The organism is Rhodococcus sp. DT1, from assembly GCF_049844875.1.
Taxonomy (GTDB): Bacteria; Actinomycetota; Actinomycetes; order Mycobacteriales; family Mycobacteriaceae; genus Rhodococcus.
In genome coordinates this window covers 323,530-348,025 of record NZ_JBNCLW010000002.1, presented here as the reverse complement: position 1 = coordinate 348,025, position 24,496 = coordinate 323,530, and the positions used below count along the sequence as shown (strand labels likewise).

Annotated in this window: 25 protein-coding genes and 1 riboswitch; of the genes, 6 read left to right on the top strand and 19 right to left on the bottom strand. The window is 68.8% G+C overall.

What is annotated here, in order from left to right:
• Positions 1 to 2 precede the first annotated feature (2 nt).
• Together ACLQ3J_RS05830 and ACLQ3J_RS05825 are read left to right on the top strand one after the other, a co-directional pair.
• Positions 3 to 2,399, top strand: coding sequence for a cobyrinate a,c-diamide synthase (locus ACLQ3J_RS05830; RefSeq protein WP_425902496.1), 2,397 nt, complete (start codon positions 3 to 5; stop codon positions 2,397 to 2,399).
• Complete coding sequence (locus ACLQ3J_RS05825; RefSeq protein WP_425902494.1) at positions 2,396 to 3,328, top strand: cobalamin biosynthesis protein; 933 nt, start codon at positions 2,396 to 2,398, stop codon at positions 3,326 to 3,328. The genes ACLQ3J_RS05830 and ACLQ3J_RS05825 overlap by 4 nt, the downstream gene beginning before the upstream one ends.
• A gap of 128 nt (positions 3,329 to 3,456) precedes the next feature.
• Here the strand turns inward: ACLQ3J_RS05825 and ACLQ3J_RS05820 are convergent, their stop codons facing one another.
• The 3 genes from ACLQ3J_RS05820 to ACLQ3J_RS05810 all read right to left on the bottom strand — a co-directional run bounded on the left by ACLQ3J_RS05820 (position 3,457) and on the right by ACLQ3J_RS05810 (position 5,878).
• On the bottom strand, positions 3,457 to 4,200 hold the full coding sequence (locus ACLQ3J_RS05820) for a cobalt-precorrin-6A reductase (protein ID WP_169619060.1): 744 nt from the start codon (positions 4,198 to 4,200) through the stop codon (positions 3,457 to 3,459).
• Positions 4,197 to 5,753 carry a cobyric acid synthase gene (locus tag ACLQ3J_RS05815; RefSeq protein ID WP_425902491.1) on the bottom strand — a complete coding sequence of 519 codons (1,557 nt, stop codon included), beginning with the start codon at positions 5,751 to 5,753 and terminating at the stop codon, positions 4,197 to 4,199. Before ACLQ3J_RS05815 ends, ACLQ3J_RS05820 begins: the two co-directional genes overlap by 4 nt.
• Complete coding sequence (locus ACLQ3J_RS05810; protein WP_407445468.1) at positions 5,693 to 5,878, bottom strand: hypothetical protein; 186 nt, start codon at positions 5,876 to 5,878, stop codon at positions 5,693 to 5,695. The genes ACLQ3J_RS05815 and ACLQ3J_RS05810 overlap by 61 nt, the downstream gene beginning before the upstream one ends.
• A riboswitch (cobalamin riboswitch) is annotated at positions 5,869 to 5,987 on the bottom strand. It overlaps the preceding gene by 10 nt.
• Positions 5,988 to 6,031: 44 nt before the next feature.
• Here ACLQ3J_RS05810 and ACLQ3J_RS05805 point away from each other — a divergent pair.
• Entirely contained in the window at positions 6,032 to 6,577 is a 546-nt protein-coding gene (locus ACLQ3J_RS05805; RefSeq protein WP_425902489.1) for a histidine phosphatase family protein, read from the top strand.
• 4 nt (positions 6,578 to 6,581) lie between these two features.
• Here ACLQ3J_RS05805 and ACLQ3J_RS05800 read toward each other — a convergent pair whose 3' ends face one another.
• The 3 genes from ACLQ3J_RS05800 to ACLQ3J_RS05790 all read right to left on the bottom strand — a co-directional run bounded on the left by ACLQ3J_RS05800 (position 6,582) and on the right by ACLQ3J_RS05790 (position 9,131).
• Positions 6,582 to 7,511 carry a cation diffusion facilitator family transporter gene (locus ACLQ3J_RS05800; protein ID WP_425902487.1) on the bottom strand — a complete coding sequence of 310 codons (930 nt, stop codon included), beginning with the start codon at positions 7,509 to 7,511 and terminating at the stop codon, positions 6,582 to 6,584.
• Between the two features lie 74 nt (positions 7,512 to 7,585).
• Positions 7,586 to 8,728, bottom strand: coding sequence for an FUSC family protein (locus tag ACLQ3J_RS05795; RefSeq protein WP_407445471.1), 1,143 nt, complete (start codon positions 8,726 to 8,728; stop codon positions 7,586 to 7,588).
• Positions 8,715 to 9,131 carry a DUF3151 domain-containing protein gene (locus ACLQ3J_RS05790; RefSeq protein WP_169651389.1) on the bottom strand — a complete coding sequence of 139 codons (417 nt, stop codon included), beginning with the start codon at positions 9,129 to 9,131 and terminating at the stop codon, positions 8,715 to 8,717. Before ACLQ3J_RS05790 ends, ACLQ3J_RS05795 begins: the two co-directional genes overlap by 14 nt.
• A gap of 77 nt (positions 9,132 to 9,208) precedes the next feature.
• Between ACLQ3J_RS05790 and ACLQ3J_RS05785 the strand changes: the two genes are divergently transcribed.
• Entirely contained in the window at positions 9,209 to 10,408 is a 1,200-nt protein-coding gene (locus ACLQ3J_RS05785) for a hypothetical protein (protein ID WP_425902484.1), read from the top strand.
• Positions 10,409 to 10,494: 86 nt separating this feature from the next.
• Here the strand turns inward: ACLQ3J_RS05785 and fbaA are convergent, their stop codons facing one another.
• The gene (gene fbaA / locus ACLQ3J_RS05780) at positions 10,495 to 11,532 is read right to left on the bottom strand and encodes a class II fructose-bisphosphate aldolase (protein ID WP_169619049.1); all 1,038 of its coding nucleotides are present in this window, start codon (positions 11,530 to 11,532) and stop codon (positions 10,495 to 10,497) included.
• Positions 11,533 to 11,710: 178 nt separating this feature from the next.
• On the opposite strand from fbaA, the gene ACLQ3J_RS05775 reads away from it, so the two are divergent.
• Positions 11,711 to 12,454 (top strand): VTT domain-containing protein, encoded by a 744-nt coding sequence (locus tag ACLQ3J_RS05775; protein WP_425902482.1) that lies wholly within the window; start codon positions 11,711 to 11,713, stop codon positions 12,452 to 12,454.
• 84 nt (positions 12,455 to 12,538) lie between these two features.
• On the opposite strand, the gene ACLQ3J_RS05770 is transcribed toward ACLQ3J_RS05775, so the two are convergent.
• The 3 genes from ACLQ3J_RS05770 to ACLQ3J_RS05760 all read right to left on the bottom strand — a co-directional run bounded on the left by ACLQ3J_RS05770 (position 12,539) and on the right by ACLQ3J_RS05760 (position 15,076).
• Positions 12,539 to 13,675: a glycoside hydrolase family 76 protein gene (locus ACLQ3J_RS05770; RefSeq protein ID WP_425902480.1), complete on the bottom strand. Its 1,137-nt coding sequence runs from the start codon at positions 13,673 to 13,675 to the stop codon at positions 12,539 to 12,541.
• 103 nt (positions 13,676 to 13,778) lie between these two features.
• Positions 13,779 to 14,462 (bottom strand): TrmH family RNA methyltransferase, encoded by a 684-nt coding sequence (locus ACLQ3J_RS05765; protein WP_425902478.1) that lies wholly within the window; start codon positions 14,460 to 14,462, stop codon positions 13,779 to 13,781.
• Between the two features lie 2 nt (positions 14,463 to 14,464).
• The gene (locus ACLQ3J_RS05760; protein ID WP_425902476.1) at positions 14,465 to 15,076 is read right to left on the bottom strand and encodes a hypothetical protein; all 612 of its coding nucleotides are present in this window, start codon (positions 15,074 to 15,076) and stop codon (positions 14,465 to 14,467) included.
• 154 nt (positions 15,077 to 15,230) lie between these two features.
• Between ACLQ3J_RS05760 and ACLQ3J_RS05755 the strand changes: the two genes are divergently transcribed.
• A complete protein-coding gene (locus ACLQ3J_RS05755; RefSeq protein ID WP_169619043.1) occupies positions 15,231 to 15,677 on the top strand; it encodes a hypothetical protein in 447 nt (148 codons plus the stop codon).
• Positions 15,678 to 15,697: 20 nt separating this feature from the next.
• Here the strand turns inward: ACLQ3J_RS05755 and ACLQ3J_RS05750 are convergent, their stop codons facing one another.
• From ACLQ3J_RS05750 to ACLQ3J_RS05710, 9 genes are all read right to left on the bottom strand, one after another.
• On the bottom strand, positions 15,698 to 16,423 hold the full coding sequence (locus ACLQ3J_RS05750; protein ID WP_425902473.1) for a lysoplasmalogenase family protein: 726 nt from the start codon (positions 16,421 to 16,423) through the stop codon (positions 15,698 to 15,700).
• Between the two features lie 53 nt (positions 16,424 to 16,476).
• Entirely contained in the window at positions 16,477 to 17,610 is a 1,134-nt protein-coding gene (gene galK / locus ACLQ3J_RS05745; protein ID WP_425902745.1) for a galactokinase, read from the bottom strand.
• Positions 17,607 to 18,758, bottom strand: a complete 1,152-nt coding sequence (galT, locus tag ACLQ3J_RS05740) for a galactose-1-phosphate uridylyltransferase (RefSeq protein WP_425902471.1) — start codon at positions 18,756 to 18,758, stop codon at positions 17,607 to 17,609. Before galT ends, galK begins: the two co-directional genes overlap by 4 nt.
• A 4-nt stretch (positions 18,759 to 18,762) precedes the next feature.
• Positions 18,763 to 19,302, bottom strand: coding sequence for an orotate phosphoribosyltransferase (pyrE, locus tag ACLQ3J_RS05735; protein WP_169651396.1), 540 nt, complete (start codon positions 19,300 to 19,302; stop codon positions 18,763 to 18,765).
• 108 nt (positions 19,303 to 19,410) lie between these two features.
• Positions 19,411 to 20,025 (bottom strand): LemA family protein, encoded by a 615-nt coding sequence (locus ACLQ3J_RS05730; protein WP_425902469.1) that lies wholly within the window; start codon positions 20,023 to 20,025, stop codon positions 19,411 to 19,413.
• 115 nt (positions 20,026 to 20,140) lie between these two features.
• Positions 20,141 to 20,926, bottom strand: coding sequence for an SDR family NAD(P)-dependent oxidoreductase (locus ACLQ3J_RS05725; RefSeq protein ID WP_425902467.1), 786 nt, complete (start codon positions 20,924 to 20,926; stop codon positions 20,141 to 20,143).
• A 58-nt stretch (positions 20,927 to 20,984) separates the two neighbouring features.
• On the bottom strand, positions 20,985 to 22,457 hold the full coding sequence (locus ACLQ3J_RS05720; protein ID WP_425902743.1) for a flavin-containing monooxygenase: 1,473 nt from the start codon (positions 22,455 to 22,457) through the stop codon (positions 20,985 to 20,987).
• 254 nt (positions 22,458 to 22,711) lie between these two features.
• A complete protein-coding gene (locus tag ACLQ3J_RS05715; protein ID WP_296549401.1) occupies positions 22,712 to 23,380 on the bottom strand; it encodes a hypothetical protein in 669 nt (222 codons plus the stop codon).
• 29 nt (positions 23,381 to 23,409) lie between these two features.
• On the bottom strand, positions 23,410 to 24,390 hold the full coding sequence (locus ACLQ3J_RS05710; protein ID WP_425902465.1) for a hypothetical protein: 981 nt from the start codon (positions 24,388 to 24,390) through the stop codon (positions 23,410 to 23,412).
• Between the last annotated feature and the right edge of the window lie 106 nt (positions 24,391 to 24,496).

The window sequence follows — 24,496 nt, the reverse complement described above, 5'->3', positions numbered from 1 at the left end:
GAGTGGTAGCCCTCCCCCGCCTCGTCGTCGCCGCGCCGGCCTCCGGGCACGGTAAGACCACCGTGTCGGCAGGGCTGATGGCGGCCCTGCGACGCACCGGAATGGTGGTCTCGGGACACAAGATCGGCCCCGACTACATCGACCCCGGCTATCACGCGCTGGCGACGGGACGTCCCGGCCGCAACCTCGATCCGCATCTCGTCGGCGAAGACCTCGTCGCACCGTTGTTCCTCCACGGCGCTGCGGGCGCCGACATCGCGGTGGTCGAGGGTGTCATGGGGTTGTACGACGGGATGCTCGGCACCGACGGTTACGCGTCGACCTCGCACGTCGCGTCGCTGCTGGCTGCGCCGGTGATCCTCGTCGTCGACGTCTCGCACGCATCGCGGTCGATCGCGGCGGTCGTGCACGGCATGGCGTCGTACGACCGCGGCACCCGCATCGCGGGGGTGATCTTGAACAAGGCCGGCTCCCAGCGTCATTCGGACGAGGTGATCGCGGCGCTGGAGCCCACCGGCATCCCGGTGCTCGGGGTACTGCACCGCGACGACGGAATCTCGGCTCCCTCCCGGCACCTGGGCCTGATACCCGCCGACGAGCGCGCGGAGGCGGCCGGGCAACTCGATCGGCTCGCCGACCGGATCGCGGAACACATCGACCTTGCCGAACTCGTACGGATCGCGCGGACGGCACCGGATGTGCACGGCCGGTCGTGGGAGCCCGGCGAGTCGGTGTCCCGCGGCACGTCGGTGTCCCACGGCGAGGCCGGTCCGGTCGTCGCGATTGCGGGGGGCCGCGCCTTCACCTTCCGCTACACCGAAACCGAAGAACTGCTGCGGGCCGCCGGATGCCGCACCGTCACCTTCGATCCCTTGCGCGACGAGAAGCTTCCGGACGGCACCACCGGAATCTATCTGGGTGGCGGATTCCCGGAGGTCCACGCCGCGGATCTCTCCGCGAATGCGCCTCTGCGTGACCATCTCCTGTCTGCGATCACCGCCGGTGTACCGACCGTCGCCGAATGCGCCGGTCTGCTGTACTTGTGCCGCGACGTCGACGGCGCCGAGATGGTCGGTGCGCTCGATGCGTCCGCGCGGATGACCTCCCGACTGACCCTGGGCTACCGCACCGCGATCGCCACGACCGACAGCCTGCTGGCCACCGCCGGCACCCGCGTCACCGGACACGAGTTCCATCGCACCGTCGTCGAGCCCGGCACTGCCCCCGGCTGGTTGCTCAACGGGCGGCCCGACGGTGTCGCGACTGCCACGCTGCACGCCTCCTACCTGCACACCCACTGGGCGGGTCACCCGCAACTCGCGCAGCGGTTCGCCGAGGCTGCTCGCGTCGCGACACCTGTGCCGGCACCGCCGCCGCGACCCCGCCTGCGCGCCCCCGACCTGCACCACCACGGCGATCGCGAAGCAACCCCGGGACTTGTCGACCTCGCCGTCAACGTCTCGACACGGCCTCGTCCCGCGTGGCTGGACGAGGCACTGCGCGCGTCCCTCGAGGATCTGGACCGCTACCCGGACCCGGGGGCCGCCCGGTCCGCGCTCGCCGACCGGCACGGCCGAACCGTCGACGAGGTACTGCCCACCGCGGGTGGTGCCGAAGCCTTCACTCTCATCGCACGTGCACGGACATGGCGTGCCCCGGTGGTCGTGCATCCGCAGTTCACCGAGCCGGAGGCGGCACTCGCCGCGGCCGGGCACGACGTGCGGCGGGTGATCCTGCGCGCCGGTGACGGCTTCGTCCTCGATCCCCGTGCCGTGCCCGACGATGCGGATCTCGTCGTGGTCGGCAATCCCACGAACCCGACGTCGGTACTGCACCCCGCCGGGACGCTGCGGGCACTGCTCCGGCCGGGACGTGTCGTGGTGGTCGACGAAGCTTTCATGGACGCTGTTGCCGGAGAGGCAGAGTCGCTTGTGGGCGAGCGGGATTCCGGTTTGCTGGTGATCCGTTCGCTGACGAAAACCTGGGCGATTCCCGGCATCCGGGCGGGGTATGTCGTCGGAGCCTCCGACGTGATCGCGGATCTCGCGGCGCAGCAACCTCCGTGGTCGGTGTCGACCCCTGCCGCGGCGGCGATGATCGCGTGCGCGTCGGCACGCGCCACGTCGGAGGCCGAGACGATCGCGCGGGAGGTCGCCGCCGACCGAGCCGCACTCGTCGAGGCGCTGGGCGACGCGGGCCTGACGGTGTCCGGCGCTCCCGCCGGGCCGTTCGTGCTGGTACCCGTGCCCACCGATACTCGGGAGCAGTTGCGCGCGAGGGGCTTCGCCGTGCGTCGCGGCGACACATTCCCCGGGCTCGGCGAGCAGTGGGTGCGGATCGCCGTACGCGACCGCGCCACCACCGCCGCACTGCTCGATGCGTGGAGATCGATCCGATGAGGGCAGCAGGGCTGGTGCTGGGGTACCTCGCCGACCAGGTTTTCGGTGATCCGCGGCGGTGGCATCCCGTGAGCGGGTTCGGAAAAGTCGCGCGGTCGATCGAACGCACAATGTATGCCGACAACCGCAGCGCCGGAGTCGCATTCACGATGGTGCTCGTCGGCTCCACCGGGCTACTGGGCTGGACGGCCGACCGGGTGACCCGCTCGCGCCCTCTGCTCAACACCGCGGTCGTCGCCGTCGCCACATGGGTGGTGCTCGGGGGCCGATCCCTCGGTGCCGAGGCGGGCGCCCTGGACGACCAGTTGAGCCGCGGCGACCTCGCCGCGGCACGGGTGCAGGTCACGCATCTCGTCGGCCGCGACCCCTCCCAGCTCGACGCTGACGACATCGCCCGCGCGACAATCGAATCCGTCGCCGAGAACACCTCGGACGCCGTCGTGGCACCGCTCGTGTGGGGAGCGGTTCTCGGTCCGGCCGGGCTGCTCGGCTATCGCGCCGCGAATACGCTGGACGCCCGGGTCGGGCACCGCACTCCCCGCCTGGAACGATTCGGGTGGGCATCGGCGCGGTTCGACGATGTACTCAACCTCGTCCCGGCTCGGCTGACCGCACTGCTGGCCGCGGCGCTGGGCGGGCGTCCCGTCGCGGCACTCCGAGCATGGCGGCGCGACGCGCACAAGCATCCGAGTCCGAACGCGGGTCCCGTCGAGGCGGCTTTTGCCGGGGCGCTCGGAATCACGCTCGGGGGAGCGAACGTCTATCACGGGGTCGTCGAGGATCGCGGGACCCTGGGCGACGGCCCGGCACCCGCCCCGGCGGATATCGCGAGAACCGCGCGTCTCGCAGCACGGGTAGGTGCGGGAGCACTCGTCTCGACCGTTGCACCGGCCGTCGCCGTGCGGGTCGCGGTGCGCAGACGTCGTTGACGGTCGCGGCCGGAACTCGTCCCACGGGACGTTCCGGGCAGCGGCATTGCGCAGCGGTGCACGCCACGGCAACAGGCCCACGCACCCGACGCGAGCCACGCCGCGGAAGGGAAGAAAAGTCCGGGAACTCAGATCCGAGAGACCGGCGGTTCGAGGACCCAAGCGACCGCGTCGCCCACGGTCGCCACGGTGCGCACGCCGGGCGGCCCCACGGGCCGGTTCACCATGATCACCCGCACGCCGAGGTCAGCAGCTGCGTCGAGCTTCGCTCGCGTGAGATCGCCCCCGGAATCCTTGGTGACCAGCGTATCCACGTCGTATTCCCGCATCAGCGTGCGTTCACTGTCGAAGGTGTACGGGCCGCGAGCGTGCACCACTGTCCAGTCGGGAGGGAACTCGCCGTCGAGCGGGTCGACGATCCGCACCACCACCCGGTGCTTCCCGAGCGGTTCGACGAAACGATCGAGCGTCTGACGGCCCGTAGTCAGAAAGACACCGGATCCACCGGCCGCGACTCGAGCGGCCTCGTCGTGGCAGGCCACCCGGATCCATCCACCGGTGTCGTCGGTCCATCCAGGACGCTGCAAGCGCACCAACGGGATTCTCGCGGCGCGGCAGGCTTCGGCCGCGTTGGCGCTGATACCCTCCGCGAAAGGATGGGTCGCGTCGACGACCGCGTCGACACCGTGGGTGCGCAGGTACGCTTCGAGCCCGGAGGCCCCGCCGAACCCGCCGATACGCACTGCTCCGGCAGGCAGGCGTGGGTTGCGCACTCGCCCGGCGAGCGAGGACACGACATCGACTCCGTTGTCGCACAACAGCTGTGCGAGTGCACGGGCCTCGCCGGTGCCACCGAGGACAAGCACCGTCATGCCAATGCTCCCGTCAAGGTCGGCAGCGTGGGGCGGTCCCTCATCATCGAGAGCAGCCCATCGACGTCGATGTGCTCGTCGATCATGTCGGCGAGGACGTCGAGCCGCGCCTCGCGTTGTGCGGCGAAATTCACTGCGCCCGTGTGCACCTCGCGGCCTGCCGCGGCGGCAACCTCGTGTAACCACGCCGCGCGCAGTGCGTCGCCCTCCAGGGTGCCGTGCCACATGGTGCCGAACACGTTGCCTCGCCGGGCACCACCGAGGAACTCGTCGTCGCCACCGGCACAGATGCGTCCGTGATGGATCTCGTAGCCCGTCGCCTCTGCTCCGAGCGCCGAGCCGGCCGGTAGCCGCAGCACTTTACGGCGGCCGAATTCCGTTCTCACAGCGAGTAGTCCGAGCCCTCGGGCCCGCGCACCCGGCGTTCCTTCGATGCCGTGGGGGTCGACGATGTCATGGCCGAGCATCTGGAATCCCCCACAGATGCCCAGAACCGAGCCGCCCCGCTGTGCATGGTCGACGATGGCCCTGTCGAGGCCACGCGCACGCAGCCAGGCAAGGTCTGCGAGTGTCGCGCGAGTACCGGGCACGATCACGACATCCGCGCCCGCGAGCGTGCGCGGATCGTCGACGAACCGCACTCGTACATCCGGTTCGAGGCACAAGGCGTCGACATCGGTGAAATTACTGATGCGCGGCAACATCACGACAGCGATGGTGAGCGCACCGTCGCCGGGGTGGCTCGGACGCGATGTCAATGCGAGGGAATCCTCGGAGTCCAGCCACAGATCGCGCTGCCACGGCAGCACCCCGAGCACCGGCCGTCCGGTCAGCGCCGACAACGAGTCCAGGCCCGGTTTCAGCAGAGCGGCATCGCCGCGGAACTTGTTGATCACGAAGCCGCGTACCAGCTGCTGATCGGCGGCATCGAGGAGCGCGAGCGTGCCGTACATCGACGCGAAGACCCCACCGCGGTCGATGTCACCGACGAGAATCGTCGGAAGTGAGCCGTGTTGCGCCAGACCCATATTGACGTAATCGTGCGCACGGAGATTTATCTCGGCGGCACTGCCCGCACCCTCGCACACGACCACGTCGAACCTGGCGCGGAGGTCGTCCAGTGCCGAGAATGCCGCGTCGGCGAGGTATTGACGGCCACCAGCGAATTCACCGGCTTCGAGAGTCCCCGCCGGTTGTCCCAGCACCACTACGTGGCTGCGACGGTCGCTGCCGGGTTTGAGGAGTACCGGATTCATGGCCGGTTCCGGAGTCGCGCGGGCGGCGATCGCCTGAACCCATTGCGCGCGGCCGATTTCGGCACCCGCACCGGTGTCGGGATCGATCGTCACCATGGAGTTGTTGGACATGTTCTGCGCTTTGTACGGCGCGACCGTCAGACCGCGCCGCGACAGTGCCCGGCAGATCCCGGCGGTGACCACCGACTTTCCGGCGTCCGAGGTGGTCCCGGCGACCAGCAGGCCGTACGCCCCGCTCACCACGCAGTGCCCACGAACCGGCGCGGCGCGCGTTCGGTCAGGAGCACGAATGCCCATCCGAGTGCCGTCCGGAACGTGATCGCGGCGACCGCAAGAGAAAGCGAGTTCAACGCGTCACCCGGTGTATGGGCAGAAACAACCACGGCAACCTCCTGGGATTTCGCGTCCCATCCGAAAGCCATGCGCCGAGGGAGTTTTCTGGCTTCCGAAAGAAGTAATGATCTCGGTTACAGTGGCGCGACCGCTCCGGTATCCCACCGGATTGCCTACACCTCGGCACATGCGTACCGGGGTACCTTGGCATCACCGACACATCCTGTCAAGAGTGCGCGAGAATGGCTCTCGTGCCCCGCCTGTTTCTGATCTCCCATGCGTCCACCGAGGCGCACCACGTCGTTGCCTTTCCCCGCGACGAGCCCGTCTCCGACCGAGGACGACGGGAACTGACGAGGGCAACTACGCCGGTCACCGACCTCGCGCTCACTGCGCCGGAGCTACGGACAATCGAAACGGCGGCAGCACTGGGCCTGTCCGCAGCCGTGGAACCACTACTACGCGACCTGGATTTCGGGCGGTGGGCCGGCAGGACGATGGACGAGGTCTCCGAATCGGGTCTCGCTGCATGGCTCGGCGATCCGGAATCCGCCCCGCACGGAGGAGAGTCCATCCACGACCTGATCGTGCGTGTCGGCACCTGGCTCACGTCACTGATGGATTCACCGGAACGCATCGTCGCGGTGACGCACGCCGCTGTGGTGCGGGCAGCGACGCTGTGCGCGCTCGGTGCGCCCGCGTCGGCGTTCTGGCGCGTCGATGTCCGTCCCCTCGCTGTAACCCGCCTCGACGGGAGGGAAGGTCGCTGGAACCTGCGGTTGGGATGAATCGCTACCAGGTCACGTCCTGCTCACAGCGCCGGCCGTCGACCGTTCCCTCGACCTGCACGGTCGCGTGCTCGAGGCCGTGCGACGACAAGGTGGTGCGGGCCGAGTCGAGGATCCACTGGGGATCGTGGTCGCTCACGAGGTGCACAGTCGCGACATCCATGCCGGTGGTCAGCGTCCACACATGCAGGTCGTGCACTCCGCACACCCCCGGCAGGGCCGCGAGGTCCAGGCGCAGCGTCTCGACGTCGAGGTGGGCGGGCGAGGCCTGGGTGAGGATCCGCAGCGATGCCGCCGCGAGACGCAGCGCGCGAGGGATCACCCACAGGGAAATCAGGACGCCGACGACCACGTCGGCGAGGGTCCACCCGAACACGAGTACCAGACCTCCCGCGACGAGAACGCCGACGCTGCCGACAGTGTCGGCGAGCACCTCCGTGTAGGCGCCGCGCACGGCGAGGCTGTCCTCGACGTCGGTGCGCAGCATCGCCATCACGACGAGGTTCGCCACGAGACCTGCCAGCGCGGTGAGGATCATCGGCAGTCCCGGCACTTCGGGCGAGTCGTCGATACGGCCGATCGCCTCGTAGAAGACCCAGCCCGCGACTCCGAGCAGCAGGACGGCGTTGACCATCGCGGTGAGGACCTCGGCCCGGTGCCACCCGAAGGTGCGGGCCGCAGCGGTGCTCCCCCGGCGCGCGAGCACCAGCGCGACCAGTCCCATCGCGACACCGACGACGTCGGTGAGCATGTGCCCCGCGTCGGCGAGCAGGGCGAGCGACCCGATCCACAGGCCGACACCGGCTTCGAGCACGAGGAAAGCCAGCAGGATGCCGAGTGCGATCGCCATCCGCTTGATGATCGTCGGAGACGGCCCTGCGCTGCCGCCGTGTCCGTGGCCTACGCCGTGTGAATGTCCGTGACCGGAGCCCATGGCCCTCCTTCCAGGGTCCCGGCCATCGTATGCATGAATGCGCATGTATTCAACGGCTAGGTCCCCCGGGTGCGTCAGGACTCCGGTTCGTAGGCGGGCCGCTCGACAGTAGGCGGCAATGTCGCGATCGCCGAGATGCGTTTGAGCCCGGCGACCTGCAGCAAGTCGACGAGCAACGAACGCATTTGCGCGAAGACGACCGTCGCCGACACACCCGCTCCCTCGACGAGGTCGGGGCTCATCCGCTTCGCCGCACGGCGCAGCGCTCGCGCGGCTGCAGCTTGGTCGGGCTGGTCCCCAGGCTCTGCGAGAACCATCTCGCGGAGCACGTCGACCGCGTCGGCCAGTTGGTCGAACTGCGATACGAGCCGGGGATCGAGGATCTCGTCGTCGCGCACGAGGGTGAGCGACCGCCGGGTGAGCACCCGGACGTTGCGCATCGCGTGGTCGATCGGGTCTGCCGCGGCCGTCAGCACCGCGAGGCGCTTCCGGCTGTTCCAGTACAACGGTGAAATCCGGCTGATCTCCCGGCCGCCCTTCAGATGCGTCCGCATCGTGTCGATGGCCTGCTGGGTGGCGCGGGCCTGTCGAAGCGCTTCTTCGATCGGCTTCGGATTGTTTTCGACCAGTCCGGCTTCGACTTTGCGCAGAACATCCGCGGCGGTCCCGAGAATCTCGGCGGCGTTGCGACGCGCGCGGCGCACCGGGTGGGTGGGGACCAGTGCCACTACCGCGACCCCCACCAGACCACCCACGAGCGCGTCGACCATTCGATCGAACCCACCCGCTTCACCGGGCGGGAGGAGCGTCGCGACCAGCACGGCCGAGTTACCCGCCTGGATCGCAAAGATCGGGCCGCTGTTGAGCGCGACCGCCGTGGCCATCGCCATGGCGACGACCAGCGCGATCTGCCACGGTCCGGATCCGATCAGCGAGACGATCAGGTCACCGACACCGATCCCCACGGTGACACCGCACACCAACTCGACGCTGCGGCGCAGCCGTGCGCCGAGAGACAGGCCGAGTGACACCACCGCCGCGATCGGCGCAAAGAAGGGTGTCCCGTGATGGATGACGTCCTTGGCCACCCACCACGCGAGACCCGCGGCGAGAGCGCACTGCACGATCGGCAGCGCGGAAGACCGCAGGCGTTGGCCGGACGACTTCAGGCGCTCCCGCGCACCGGCGCGAGAGGGGAAGCGCCTACTCGACGCCAAGTGCTTCCGCCGCGCGGGGATCGCAGTCCTCGAGAAGATCGAGGCAGCGTGCGTGCTCGTCCGTCTCGCCGATCGCTTTCGCGGCCGTGGCGAGAGCAGCGACGCACCGCAGGAAGCCGCGGTTCTGTTCGTGGCTGTAGGGAACGGGACCGTAACCCTTCCACCCGTTCCGGCGGAGTTGGTCGAGACCACGGTGGTAACCGGTGCGGGCGTACGCGTAGGCGGCAATGGTGTCGCCGCGTTCGTGTGCGGCTTCCGCCAGATATGCCCATGCGATCGAGGCAGTGGGGTGCTCGGCCGCGACCTTCGCCGGGTCCTCACCGTTGAGCAGCGCCGACTCCGCCTCGTCGTCGCCGGGAAGGAGGGTGGGCTGGGGTCCGAGAAGATCACCGAATGACGTCATGGGCCCATTCTGCCCGTCTCACCTCCGCGGTCGATAGGCTGCCCGGGAAACCCATCCGTCGAACGAGGTGCAGGCGCGTGCCCGATCCGAACAACGAAGACCCCACCGACCAGAAACCGACCGACAAGCCGACGTCCGCCGACGCCGGATCCGCGGCCACCCACGACAATTCCTCGACGCGTCGCGGCGACACCGTCGACGGACCAGCCGAGCCCGGCACGACCCCCGAAGCCGAGACCGCCGAGGTCCCCACGTCCGAGAAGGCAGGGGCGGACGACTCGGCAGCGGCAGACGACACGGCAGTGGCAGAGGACACGGCAGCGGCAGCGGCAGAGGACACGGCAGCGGCGGACGAGCCGACAGTCCCCGAAAAGCCCACGCCGGCCGAGAAGCCGTCGGCCGTCGAGGAAACACCGCCCGTCGACAAAGCCCCCGCCGCGCAGATCCCGGCCGCCGAGGAAACCCCAGCCGTCGAGGAAACCCCGACCGCAGAGCAGACGCCTTCGACCGAGCACGCGCCTCCCGCCGAGCAAAAGTCTCCCGCCGTGCACAAGCCGGCTGTCGAAGACCCGCCGACCGAGCGGTTCTCCCAGGTTGTACCGGAGGGTGGCCGCGCGCCCGGCACCGGCGACGTCGAGACACCCTCGCGGCCGGCACCGGATCCCGCGCCGGCACCCGACGCGGCGGATGCACCCACGGTGCAGATCCCGGTCACCGCGCACGTTCCGAAGCCGCCTCCGGCGCGCATTCCGCCCCGACGCGCTCAGCCACAGCCTGTGCGTCCCGAACCGGCACCCGTCGAACTGCAGCCCTCCCCGACGCGGATTCCTCCGTCCCAGGACAACGACCGCAGGCGCAGGAGGATCGCCGCCGGCATCGGGGTGATCGTTCTCGTGGCGGTGGTGGCAGCCGTCGCGCTCGCCGTCATCCTGCAGAACCGTTCGGATAACAGTCCCGAGAGCCGCATCCGGGCGAGCATCGGCACGTTCGTCGAGGGCCTTGCCGACGGGGATCTCGAGACGCTGCGCGCGTCCACTTGCGGGTCGCTCGCCGACTTCTATTCGTCGGTCGACCCGGCGGAGTTCGACAGCATCCACGACCTCGCGGTGCAGGACGGCTCGATCCCGGTGGTGACGAGCGTCGACCGCATCCAGATCACGGACAGCACAGCCATCGCCCAGGTCACCGCGCACACGACGCGCAGCCCGGCGGATGTCACCGACCGCACCTTCGATCTCGCGCTCGTCGGCGACGAGTGGAAGGTCTGCAGCGAGTAATCCCGGGTACAACGCGAACGGGGCGCCGACAGAGTGTCGGCGCCCCGTTCGCGTTGCACCGGGATGGTGCGAACCGGTATTCGCGACTACTTCGCGGACACCGAGCGTCCGGCGGACCGCAGGTCGTTGCACGCCTCGATGACACGCTCCGTCATCGATGCCTCGGCCTTCTTCAGGTAGCTACGCGGGTCGTAGACCTTCTTGTTGCCGACCTCGCCGTCGATCTTCAGAACGCCGTCGTAGTTCGAGAACATGTGGCCGGCGATCGGACGGGTGAACGCGTACTGCGTGTCGGTGTCCACGTTCATCTTCACCACGCCGTAGCCGAGGGCTTCGTCGATTTCCGACTTCAGCGAACCGGAACCGCCGTGGAACACCAGGTCGAACGGCTTAGAGCCCTCGGGGAGACCCAGCTTCGACGTGGCAACAGCCTGGCCCTCGGCCAGGACAGCCGGCTTGAGCTTGACGTTGCCGGGCTTGTAGACCCCGTGCACGTTGCCGAAGGTCGCGGCAAGAAGGTAGTGGCCCTTGTCGCCCGCGCCCAGCGCATCGACGGTCTTCTCGAAATCCTCGACGGTCGTGTAGAGCTTGTCGTTGATGGCGTTCTCGACGCCGTCCTCTTCACCACCGACCACGCCGATCTCGATTTCCAGGATGATCTTCGCTGCGGCGGCGTCGGCCAGGAGCTGCTGCGCGATCTCCAGGTTCTCGTCGATCGGGATGGCCGAGCCGTCCCACATGTGCGACTGGAACAGCGGGTTCTTGCCGGCGTCGACTCGCTCCTTCGAGATCGCGATCAGCGGACGGACATAGCTGTCGAGCTTGTCCTTAGGGCAGTGATCGGTGTGGAGCGCGATGGTGACGTCGTACTTGTCGGCAACGACGTGAGCGAACTCGGCGAGTGCCACGGCACCCGTCACCATGTCCTTGACGCCCAGGCCCGAGCCGAACTCGGCGCCACCGGTGGAGAACTGGATGATGCCGTCGCTACCGGCGTCCGCGAAGCCCTTGATCGCGGCGTTGATGGTTTCGGACGAGGTGCAGTTGATCGCCGGGAACGCAAAGGAATGCTCCTTGGCGCGCGCAAGCATCTCGGCGTAGATCTCGGGAGTCGCGATAGGCACAGCGGCTGTCCTCCAGTGAGAAGTCGATCGGCACCCCGCCGGGGTGTGGCAGGTGCCCTTGTTGTCCTTGCAGTATGTCAACTGACACGCCTGGTTCATACCCGGGCCGGGTTCCACCCGATCCCGGCCGACGTGTTGCGATTCGGGCCGCCACTCCCGCAGCGGTACCCTGGCGAACGTGACTTTGGTAGAAGCCTCGGAATCTGTGACCAATCTGGCCCTGTTGCCCGGGTTTCTGGACCCCGTCAACCTTCTGAACTCGTTCGGCACCTGGATGCTCATCGGCCTGCTGATCGTGGTGTTCATCGAGTCGGGTCTGCTGTTCCCGCTCCTCCCCGGCGATTCCCTGTTGTTCACCGCGGGTCTGATCGCGGCGGCGAAGTCCGCGGAGGTGGAGCCCTTCGCACCGCTGTGGGTGCTGATGGTGACGATTCCGATCGCAGCGGTCCTCGGCGACCAGGTCGGGTACTTCATCGGCACCAAGGGCGGCGCCAAGCTGTTCAAGAGCGACGACGCGAAGCTCTTCAAGAAGAGCTATCTCGACGAGTCGCACCGCTTCTTCCTGCGGCACGGCCCGGCGATGATCTTCCTGGCACGCTTCGTGCCGATCGTGCGCACCTACGCCCCGCTCGTCGCCGGTGCCGCGAAGATGCCGTACCGGGTGTTCATCACCTACAACGTCATCGGCGGCATCGTGTGGGGCGCGGGCGTGACCCTGCTGGGTTACCTGCTCGGTCAGATCACCTTCATCGCCGACAACGTCGACTACATCTTCCTGCTCATCGTGTTCGTGTCTGTGCTGCCGATCCTCAACGAGGTCGTCAAGCGCTTCCTCGCGTCGCGTCGCAGTCCCGCTGCCACCACGGTCGACGATTCCGAGCCGGCCACGATGCCCATCCCGCGTACCACCCCGGGCAAGTAACCCCCAGAGACCGAGAAAGGTGGTTTCCGTCCCCGAGCACCGGGACGGAAACCACCTTTCGTGTCTGTGACCGGCGGGTGGGATCTACGAATCCGCAGGCGTCGACGCCCGCTCGGCGGCGACGGCATGGGCGGCCTCCATCAGCATCCACCCACCGAGTTGCACCGACAGATCGCGCTCGGCGACCGCCGACCCGCGCACCGAGCCGTGGGAGAACTGGGCGATGGCCGCACCGAATCCGGGAAGCCGGGCCTGCCGCGTCCAGTCTTCGCCGAAGAGTGGGAGTTCTTCGACCTGCAACCGGTTCTCCCATGCGGCCTCCGCGGACGCCAGCACGATCCGCGCCGCGGTGTTGCGAGCGCGCACGTCGTCGTTGTCGTGCACGGGGAGCGTCGTCGCGACCATCGCGAGGTACCGGGTGAGAATCCCGTTGAACAGTCCGCCGTCGCCTCCACCGCCCCCCGCGACCACGCTCCGTTCGGTGAGGTTGTCGTCGACCGCCTCGACGAGACGATGCACGCGTTCCCGGTGCCTGGCGTCACCGAGTTGCACGGCAAGTTCGGTCTCGAGGCCGAGAGTGGCGCCCTGGCAGTAGCTGTACACCGCGCGCTCGTGTACGCCGTTACGGATGCCGTCGAGGACGAGGCCGGTCTCGGGATCCACGAGCGTCTCGTCGATCCAGTCCGCCATTTGCTGAGCGCGCCACACCTTGCCGGCGCGAGCGAGCAGGAGCGCCGCAGGAGCATTCGCCGGAGCGTTGAAGAAGTCGTCACGACGGCGCCACGGGATGCCGCCGCCCTGCTCGGGAGCCCACGCACCGGACAACTCCCCGACCAGCGTGGTGAGCGCCGAGCGGTGATCGACGTACACGTGGCGCTGGGCTCGCTCGAGCGAGAGGCCGAGCCAGGCCATGTCGTCGAAGTAGTTGTTGGTCCAGCCCGACAGATTGCGGATGCGGTGAGCACGGGTGAGCCGGACGACACGACGCCGGCGACGCGGCGTGGCGTCGCGTTCGGCGGCGTCGACAGCCAGGTCGATCAGGTGCGCCTGCCACCAGTAGTGCCACGTTCCGAAGAGCCGTTCACGACGTGCGGCGGGCCATCCGACCACGCCCAGCGCCGTTCCCGGCAGTGCCCACAGCCTGCGTACGTGGCGTGACATCACAGCAGTCTCCGCAGCGTCTGCACGCTCCGACCACTGCTCGGGCACAACGTTCATCATCCTCATCCCACACTGCCTGCATATCCCCCGCAACGGCACCGCGAGGTGCCCGACTCTTCATCCGCGTTCGGGCCGCCGGTGTTACCTCACCGTGGTGAGATCGCTACCACGCGTCGGCGAGATCGGCGTGCTGCCTGATCCATGCGTGCATCGCGATCCCGGCAGCGACTCCGGCGTTCACCGAGCGAGTGGAACCGAACTGGGCGATGGACACCGTCATCGATGCCACGTCGCGGGCACGTTCGGTGACGCCCGGGCCTTCCTGCCCGAACAGCAGCAGACAGTTCCGGGGCAGCTCGACCGTCTCGAGGGGAACCGACCCGGGGGTGTTGTCCACCGCGACGATCGTGAGGTCCTGGGCTGCCGCCCAGTGAAGCAACGTATCGACATCGGGATGATGCATCAGGTGCTGGTAGCGGTCGGTCACCATCGCCCCGCGGCGGTTCCAGCGACGTCGTCCGACGATGTGCACGGTGTTCACCGCGAACGCGTTGGCCGTGCGTACCACGGTGCCGATGTTGGCGTCGTGCCCGAAGTTCTCGATGGCGACGTGCAGAGGGTGCCGGCGCCGGTCGATGTCCGCGACGATCGCCTCGCGCGTCCAGTAACGGTAGGCGTCGACGACGTTGCGCCGGTCGCCGTGCGCGAGCAGTTCGGGGTCGTACCGCGGGTCGGTGGGCGGCTCGGTCCCGTATTCGTCTCTCCACGGTCCGACACCGTGCGGATGCTCTCCCCATTCGGTCGGTCCGGGGAGGTCTTCGGCCGGGGCGCGTTCGTCGGTCGACATCGTCAGAACGTTTCGTTCGAGCTGGACGCGACGGTGAAGCCGTGCCCGGTGGTGTCGTTGGTGCAGGTCACATCGATGGCCGTGGTGCTACACGTGTAACCCAGTTCCGACAGCGTGGACCCGGGCGGCAGTGCCGGGCTCGCGCCTTCCGGCGACAGGTAGACGGGGCCGCCCGAGCACACGAACTCGCCGGGGCCAGTGTCCTGGACCCGGATGCCGTGTCCCCAGTTGACGACGCAGCTCTCGGGGCGCGGGGGCACGGGGTCGGTGACCCCCTCGCAACCGGCCTCGGTGCGGCTCGGAAGCCGGACGATGCCGCACTGGAAGGTTCCGTCCGGGCTCGCGAAGTAGTACGACTCGTTGCGCTCGTACTCCACGTCGACCAGCGTGGTGGTGGGCGCGCTCGGAGTGAGTTCCGGCGGCGTAGTGGTCTGCGGCAACTCCGAGGTGGTCGTCGGCGCCGCGGCCTGCTCGGTCGTCGTGGCGGGCGGAGCCGCCGATGACGCTGTCGCGGACGTTTCGGCAGGGGGCTCGTCGGCGGTGGACGAACCGCATCCGGCAAGGACCAGCGCGGCGCACCCGGCCACCGCGATCGAGAACAACCGACTTCTCACGTAACACCCTCCCGACGATGTGCGGGCCTCACTCTAGCGATCCGGGACGGGCAGCCGGCCACCCGCCGTGCGCGCCTGATTTTCGCCGGGCGCATCGCCGGAACCGTGACCGCGGCCCCGGCTCCCGGGTTTACCCTTGGACGCGGAGGGAGACATGCACCACCACCGTCGCATCGTGTGCACCGTCGCGTTCGTCACGACGGCGTACCTCATCGTGTTCTCCCTGTGGCTGAACCTGTTCCTCCCGAAGTCCGAACCGGGGACGGTGGGATTCCAGATCATGTTCCTCGTGTGCCTGTACGGCACCGTGCTGGGGCTGGCGATGGTGTTCAGTGATCGCTCGTCCAAGGTTCAGCGCCGGATCGAGAGGGAAGGGTTCGAAGGCTGGGCGACCGTCCGGTCCGCGAAGCCCGTCCGCGTCACGCGCGGCGGCCAGCTCACCGAACTCGACCTCGATCTGACCGTGCCGGGTTCCGAGCCCTACCACGGGAAAGTCTTCTACGAGGTCTCACACAAGCACCTGCCGCGCTACACCCCCGGTCAGATCGTCACCATCTTCGTCGATCCCGAGGACCGCGACCGCATCCTGCTGTTTCCCTGACTCCGGGCCGGGCGCGCGCACTATGCGGAAGTTCGGCGCGCGAGCGCGAGCATTCCCTCGACGAGCAACACCTGCGCGGCCACGTAGGTCACCAGCACGACGCCCTCTGCAGCCGTCCGTGCCCGCTCGCCCGAGAGCACCGTGCGACGCAGCACGATCGTCCCGTCGGACACCGTGAAGACCAGTCCGCCCAGCCCGAGCCAGCTGCGGCGGTCGGAACCCGGCACCGGTAGCCCCGCCCGCCGCGGCGCCCCCGGAGCCAGAGACGGATCGCCGGCGAGGGTCGCGGTGGTGCCGAGTACCGCGCCGTAACCGGTCAGCGGTACAGCGACCCCGCGGCTGCGGGTGCCCAGCAGTCCTGCGGCACCGGTCAAGGCACCCGCCCGCTGCAGCGCGACGCTCTTGGTCACCCGGGCACCGTGCCGTGCGAGCACCGTCGAGTACGCCGCCTGCATCACCGCGAACGAGCCCGCACCACGCAGGATGCGGTGATCCTCGTCGGATCGGATCATGAACACGTCGCCGAGGGTTGCGCCGGCCAGACCGGCGAGCAGCAACGCGGTGTCGACACGGTCGGTATCGCGGGCACGCCGCAGCACGCGCACCGCGAGGGCCGGCCCGATCAGCGGTTTCGCGACGCGTTGCAGGCTTTCCCGGTCGAGTACCGCCCCGGCGACAGTGACGGCGGTCGCCGCCGCGAGAACCACGTGCTCTGCGCCCCAGGGGCGGCGGCTGAACCAACTCATGGGCGGCACAGTACCCGCCGGCGACTGCTCGTCCGTGTCGCGTCCCGCGTGCCTCAGCGGCAGCGGTGTGCGGCGCCGGCCGGTGCGGCCCGCAGGAAACCCGGGGCGGGGAACCCGTGCCGGGCCGCGGCCGCGGTGACCGCGGCTGCGATCGCCGCGACGCGCGTGAGTTCGCACAACACGATCGCCGACCCGCCGAATCCTCCGCCGACCATCCGCGCTCCCAGCGCGCCTGCACGTCGTGCGGCGTCGACGGCGGTGTCGAGTTCGATGCAACTGACCTCGAAGTCGTCACGCAAGGACCGGTGCGACGCATCGAGCACAGGTCCGAGATCCTGGACCCGGCCGGCCCGCAGGGCGTCGGCGGCGGCGCGTACCCGGCCGATCTCCGTGACGACGTGCCGGGCACGCCGGCGCAGGACCGGATCCTCGAGTCCGTCGACGGAGGGAGCGTCACGCAAGGCGCTTCCCAGCATCCGTGCGGCGTCGTCCACCGCGCGGCGACGATCGCCGTACTGCCCGTCGACGAGGCGGTGCGCGGTGCGGGTATCGACGACGAGAATGGTCATCCCTTGCGCCTCGGGATCGAACGGGACGTGTTCGACGGTGTCGTCCGCGCAGTCGAGCAACAGCGCATGGCCGGCGCGTCCACGTAGCGCGATCTGCTGGTCCATTCCGCCTGTCGGCGCTCCGGCATAGTCGTTCTCCGCGACCACGCACGCGCGGGCAAGCCGGTCGCGGCCCACGTCGTCGGTGGGCAACCCGAAAAGTTCGGCAGACGCCAGCGCCACTGCCGCCTCGAGAGCCGCGGACGACGACAACCCCGCGCCCACAGGCACATTCGACGCGATCGCGATGTCGAGTCCTTCGCATCCCGGCGGGTCGAGTGCGTACACGACACCCACCACATATGCGGCCCATCCCGCCACGCGCGTGCTTCCGAGCAGCGATCCCGGGTCGATCTCGACCCGATCGAACCCCGCGCTGACCATACGAATTCGGCCGTCGGTGCGGCGGCGTACCGCAGCCGCGGTGATCTGCGGCAGCGCGATGGGAAGGCACAGCCCACCCGCGTAGTCGACATGCTCGCCGATGATGTTGACCCGGCCCGGCGCGCACCACACGCCGTCCGGTTCACCTCCGAACGACTCGGCGAATGCGTGTGCCGCGTCGTCGCACACCGTCACGTGCCCACTTCCCGCAGTCGCGCGGCGATGCGCTCCGGCGTCGTGTCGCTGATCCACGCCCCCATCGCAGACTCCGACCCCGCGAGGTATTTGAGCTTGTCGGCGGCGCGGCGCACCGAGAAGATCTGGCAGAACAGCCGGCCGTGTTCACGGTCGCCACCGATCGGTGCCTGGTGCCACGCGGCGATATACGGAACGCGGTCGACACCGTCGAAGAAGCGGTCGACGCGACCGAGCATGTCGCGCTGCAGCACCGCGAGTTCGTCGCGTTCGGTCTCGTCGAGTGCGGCGAGGTCCGGGACGTCGCGGTGCGGCGCGAGGTGCACTTCGATCGGCCAGCGCGCCGCGGCAGGCACATATGCGGTCCATGCGGTGCCCGACCACACCACGCGCGTTCCCACACGACGTTCGGCGTCGAGCACGTCGCGCTGCAACGACCGCCCCGTTCGCGCGCGGTGTTCCCGGGCACGCGCGACGAGCGTTGTGGTGCGGGGTGGCAGGAAGGGGTAGGCGTAGATCTGGCCGTGTGGGTGCTGGAGTGTCACACCGATTTCGGCGCCGCGGTTCTCGAAACAGAACACCTGGCGCACTCCCGGTAGGGCCGACAGGGTGGCAGTCCGCGCAGCGAGCACATCGACGACGGTGCGGGCGCGCTGAGCGTCGAGTTCGGCGAAGGCCGCGTCGTGGTCGGCGGTGAACGCCACGACCTCGCAGCGCCCACCCGCGGGCCGGCGCGACCACAGTCGGTCGGTGCCGTCTGCATCGGTGCCGTCCGCATCGGCGCCGGACGATTCGGTGCCCGGCAGTTCGCTGTCGGCTCCGAGCGCGGGGAAACGGTTCTCGAACACGACGACGTCGTAGTCGTCTGCGGGGATCTCGGTGGCCGCTCCGGGGGTGCTCGGGCACAGCGGGCATTCGGCGACCGCAGGAAGAAAAGTGCGGTCCATGCGGTGAGCGGCGAACGTGACCCACTCGCCGGTGAGCGGGTCGCGGCGCAACTCCGACGTCGCCGCGACCGCCGGAAGCACTCGCCTGTCCCGGGTCTCGCGGGTCGCGGCCCCGGACACGAACGGCTCGGTGTCGTCGAAGTAGATCAGCTCGCGGCCGTCCGCGAGCCGCGTCACGGTCTGCCGGACCCGCGCCGCCACGGGGTTACCCGTCGGCCAGACCCAGGTCGGCGAGTCCGAGCAGCGACCGGTACTCGACACCCTCGGCGGCGATGACCTGGTCGGCGCCGGTCGCGCGATCGACAACGGTCGCGACGCCCACCACCACCGCGCCGGCGTCGCGCAGGGCCTTGACCGCCGTGAGCGGGGAGTTACCGGTGGTGGTGGTGTCTTCCACGACGAGGACGCGCTTTCCGGTCACGTCCGGTCCCTCGATCTGACGCTGCATCCCGTGTGCTTTTGCGGCCTTACGGACCACGAACGCGTCGATGGGGCGGCCCGGGGCGTGCATGACGGCCATCGCGACAGGGTCGGCGCCCATCGTCAGCCCACCGACGGCGTCGAAGTCCCAGTCGGCGACGAGTTCACGCAGCAGCGTGCCGATCAGCGGAGCCGCGCGGTGATGGAGAGTCGCGCGACGCAGATCGACGTAGTAGTCGGCTTCCTTGCCGGACGACAACGTCACCCGGCCGTGCACCACCGCCAGCTCACGTACCAGTGCTGCCAGCTCGTCACGGTCACTCATTCGCGTTCCTCATCGTCGTCTCGCGCGGCCGTTCGTCGCGTCCGCCTCTGCACGGCCGCCCGGTTGGCGGCGCTGCGTCGGCAACGAGCCTAGTCGCCCGCCCGGCGGTCAGGCGGCGACGGGATCGGAACCCGTGCCGGGCTTCGGCGCGAGCACTCCGGCCTCCACGGCCGAGCCGTCGGTTTCCGGAGCCGCGACCGGAGCGGGTGCTTCGAAGAGCGGGACGGGACCGACGGCCCCGATCTTGGCGTAGATCGACGTGGGGAATCGGCCGACCGCGTCGTTCAAGGTGGTGCCGATGTCGTTGAAGACGCGCACGGCACCGGTGATGCGTTGCTCCCGCACGTCCAGTTCGCGGGCGACACGCACGAACGGCCAGTGGGTGACGCCGTCGAGACCGCCGAGCAGGTCGTGCAACGCCGCAGACAGCGTGTTCTCGGCGGCGGCGCGCTCGGCGAGCCCGAGACGCTGGTCGCGCATCTCGATGGCAAGCGAACGGGCACCGACGACGGGCCGGAGCAGTGCACGGTCGACGCCCGCTCCTGCCGACGCGGCGATGAGAGTGGGGATGAGGTCGTAGCGGTCGTCGAGTTCGTGACGGAGCAGACGCAGGCTGTCGCGATAACGGGCGAACAGCGTGCGGAGGCGCTGCACACCCGCGCGTATCCAGAGCAGCACTGCTGCCACAGACGCCACAACAATCACCAGAGCCACAGAGGTCACGTCGAGGAATGTACCGACGCGGGTGGGTGGTGCGACAGAGGGATCCCGCGTGTCATCCCCCGCGTGTCCGTACCGTGATCTTGCCGGGCCTGTTTCCGCCGGCGGAGTACGCCGGTTACGTCCGGCCGCGGCCGTTGCCCAGACGCGCGGCGATCTTGCGCACCAGGTTCTGCGGCACGAGTCGCCCGGCGGTGGCGAGCACCTTGTACTGGATGCCCGGGATGCTCCGCACCTTGCCGGATTCGAGGTCGGCGAGCGACGTGCGCACCACCTTGTCCACGTCCAGCCACAGCACGCCCGGGGTGGACGACATGTCGATCCCCGCGCGCTGGTGGAACTCGGTACGCACGAACCCGGGACACAGCGCCTGTGCCCGTACGCCCGTGCCGAGAAGCCCCCCGGCGAGCCCTTCGGTGAACGAGACGACGTACGCCTTGCTCCCCGAATAGGTGGACCCGCGCCCGGGCACCAGGCCCGCGACACTCGCGACGTTGATGACGTCGCCCCTGCCCGCGGCGATCATGGGCGGCAACGCCGCACGCGTGAGCTGGACGACCGCGGTGACGTTCACGTCGAGTTGCGCCTGCAGCAACTGAGGATCGGCGGTCCAGAATTCGCCCGTGGTTCCGAAGCCGGCGTTGTTGACCAGCATGTCGACTCCGCGGGCGAGCCGCTCCGCTACCGCAGCGCGGCCCTCCGCCGTCGCGAGGTCGGCCGGCAGCACTTCCGAGGACGCGCCGAACGTGCGCTGCAGTTCGGCAGCGAGGTCGTCGAGAGCGGACCGGTTACGGGCGACGAGAACGAGGTCGTATCCACGTTCGGCGAGGGTCCTCGCGAATCCTGCACCGATTCCCGAGGTAGGGCCGGTCACGAGCGCGACGGGACGCGAAGCTGAAGTCATGGCCGCCACAGTAGCGGCGAGCGCAAGAATCAGCGCGCCGCCGGACCGAGGGGATCGATCACCCGACGAGATCCTGCGAGCGTTCGGCCGAACCGAAGACCATCGAGTCTTCGACCCTACTGATCCGGTGGTCGATGGCGTCGCGGTAGTAATTGTGACGGACCCGCCAGTGCCCTCGGGTACCCGACTTCGGCAGCGCGTCCGGCGAGCGTTCCACGTATCCGGCCTCGAGGTCCCACAGCGGTTGCGCGGTCATCGGCTCGACACCCAGGTGGGGATAGGCATGTGTGTAGCCGTTCTCACGCATGTATCTGATGAGGTTCGCGACCGAGCGCGCGGTCATATCCACCCGCAGTGTCCACGAGGCGTTGGTGTAGCCGACCGACCACGCGATATTGGGGACGTCCTCGAGCAGGTGGCTCTTGAAGACGAAACGGTCGTGCGGTTTCAGCTCGTCACCGTCGACCACCAGCCGCGTCCCGCCGAAGCCGAGCAGTTGCAGTCCGGTGGCGGTCACGATGATGTCGGCGTCGAGGTGCCGGCCGGAGATCAGTCGCACGCCGGTCTCGTCGAAGCGTTCGATGTGGTCGGTGACCATCTCGATGGAGCCGTCCCTGATGCCGTTGAACAGGTCGGCGTCGGGAACCATGCACATGCGCTGGTCCCACGGGTTGTAGGTGGGGTTGAAGTGCACGTCGACCGGATAGTCCTCGGGCAGGTTGGCCGCCACGTTCGCGCGGATCATCTTGCGGCCCAGTTTCGGGAAACGGTGCGTGAGGTGCACGATCGCCGCGGTCTGCGTCGCATAACGCCACCGGATCACCCGGTGCGCCGCCGCGGGTGGCAGGAGCTTCCGGACAACGGGCACGAGGTATTGCTTCTGCTTGGCCGAGAAGATGTAGGAGGGCGAGCGCTGCAGCATCGTCACGTGCGCCGCCTGGTCGGTGAGGTTGGGAATCAGACTCACCGCGGTCGCGCCGCTGCCGATCACGACGATGCGCTTGCCCCGGTAGTCGAGGTCCTCCGGCCAGTGCTGTGGATGCACGATCGGACCCGTGAAGTCTTCTGTCCCGGCGAACCTCGGGGTGTACGGCTGGTCGTAGTCGTAGTAGCCGGTCGCGAAGACGACGAACCGGCACCGGTAGGTCTCGTGACACTTCTCGTCACCTTCACCAGTCTCGACGCCCAGTGTCCAGGTGTCGGTGCCCGAGTCCCAGTCGGCGGTCACCACGTGGCGTTCGAAGCGGATGTGGTCGGCGATACCGAACTTGCGCGCGGTCTGGTCGATGTAGTCCCTGATGTCGGCACCTTCGGCCAGTGCGCCCGGCTTCGCCCACGGCTCGAACGGATAACTGAGCGAGTAGATGTCACTGTCGGACCGCACGCCCGGATAACGGAACAGATCCCAGGTCCCGCCGACGCGCTGCCTGCGCTCGAGGACCAGGTAGTCGCAGCCGGGATTCTTCTCGAGGATCCGGTAGGCGCAGTCGATGCCCGACAGTCCCGCCCCGATGATGATCACGTCGTGCAGGTGGCCGTCGCCGGCCGGTGTCCCGTCGGTTGCCGGTGAGGCGGCCGGCGCTGCGGCCGTGTCGGCGCTCGCGGTCGGGTTCGGGGTGTTATCCGCGGGGGAGCTGTCGGTCACGTGGATCTCCTGATCGAGACGCCCCCGGTGCTGTCATCATGCAACATTCGTCACCAGATGTGAGCTGAATCGCGTCCCACTGTGTTCCGAACCCTGGCGAGCTGTCGATCGTCGCGGCGGCACCGGGCCGCCGAGAAATGTCAGCGATGGGTGGACGGGCGGCCCGGGTCGTGCTCGCTGCGGGCAGGCTCCCCGGATTCCGACGGTCCGGCAGGGGGCGGAAGCACGTGCAGAATCCCGGACAACCGGGCGACGGTCTCGATGGCCGAGTCCCATTCGCGTCCGGTGCTGCCCACGGGAATGGATCCCAGGGTCCACTCGCCTTCGCTCCACAGCATCTGCACGTGGTCGGGGATGGACTGCGTGAACGAGACCATGCGCTGGTCGCACACGCGCCGCGCGATCTCCAGATCGGTGGCGAACACGATGCGGGGTCCGATCGAACCGAGCAGGTTCATGTCCGCGTCTTTCGGGGGCGGCGTCGACTTCAGCCGCAGATCGATGTCGACGTCCGAACCCACCTTGCGGCGCACCGCGATGATCGTCGCGGTTTCTTCGATGTCGAACAGGGTGAAGTTCTCGCCGCGCCGGACGCCGCGCACCACATCGATGGCGCCGAGGTATTCCTGCTTGGCGAGCGCGGCGCGGTGCCAGTGGGACGGCAACTGGTCGTCCGAGGAGCTGTACTTGTAGCCCTGCGCCCGTGCCCAGATTTCGCGTACGCGCCCGGACTGCTCGCGCCGGGTCCGGTCGACGTAGAGCAGCGCGACCGCACCGAGCAGCGCGACCGCGGCGAGAGCAAACCACATGAACGTCATCGACACGAAAGCCTAGCGTGTCAGCGACCCGGACCGTCGAACGACGGTATCGACGCGCTGACGACGGTGTCGGCGGTCATCCGGCCGGATTCGACGGGCGTGCCGGTCGCGATCACGGCCGAGCCGACCACCAGCGCGGACGGGTCGTCTCCCGAGAGCGTGATGATCTCGGTATCCGGAGTGAGCAGCACCGTGACGAGCGATCCGCCGATGCCACTGATCGTGATGCTCCCGCCGTCGTTCGCGGTGACCGTACCGACCACTGCGCCGGAGTCACCGATGATCTCACCGAGACCACCGGGAAGCTCGTCGAGCGGTTGTGAAGGCATCGCTTCCGGAGACGGGCCCGGCGATACCGGCGCGGTAGGCGCGGGAGTGGTGAACGGGCGGGTGCCGGTGGCCGAATCGGACGTCTCGCTACGGCTGAGGAGGAACCCCGCGGTGCCGCCGAGCACGATGAGGACCGCAGCGGCGAGGAGCAGGAGCCCCCAGCGCGGGCCCCGGGGTGACTTCGGCGGTTCCGCGGGTGCGTACGGACCGTCGGGAGGCGACACGTTCGGCGGGTAGCCGCCGGGCGGCTGGTGCTGAGGTTGCGCGAACGCCTGCGTCGGCTGGTACGGCTGCGAGGGTGGGTAACCATGGCCGGGCGGATAACTCTGCACCGGCGGATAGCTCTGCGTCGACGGATAGCTCTGCGTCGGCTGGTATCCCTGCATCGGCGGATAACCCTGTGTCGGCTGGTAGGCCTGTGCGGTCTCGGCATACGGACCGGGTTCCGGATACACGAGGGTCGGGTTGGTGACAGGCGTCCCGTACGCGGCGGTGGGATCGTCGGTGTGCAGCACACGGGTGTCGTCGTGTGCTGCATTCTCGGGCGCCCGGTCCTGCTGCGACTCGTCGTGCGGCGCAGCATCTTGCGACTCGGGGGCTGCACCGTTTTGCGACTCGTCGAGTGCGTAGGCCCGCTCCTGCGGCGTGCGCGGATCATGCGGCTGTGTCATAACCCCTCCCACAGTAGGCGTGGGGGTTTGAGGGTTCGGGTGTGGACCGCAACGCCCCCCCGGGGGGGGGAGAGAAAGGCCACCCCGGGGGGGCGCGCCGCGCGGA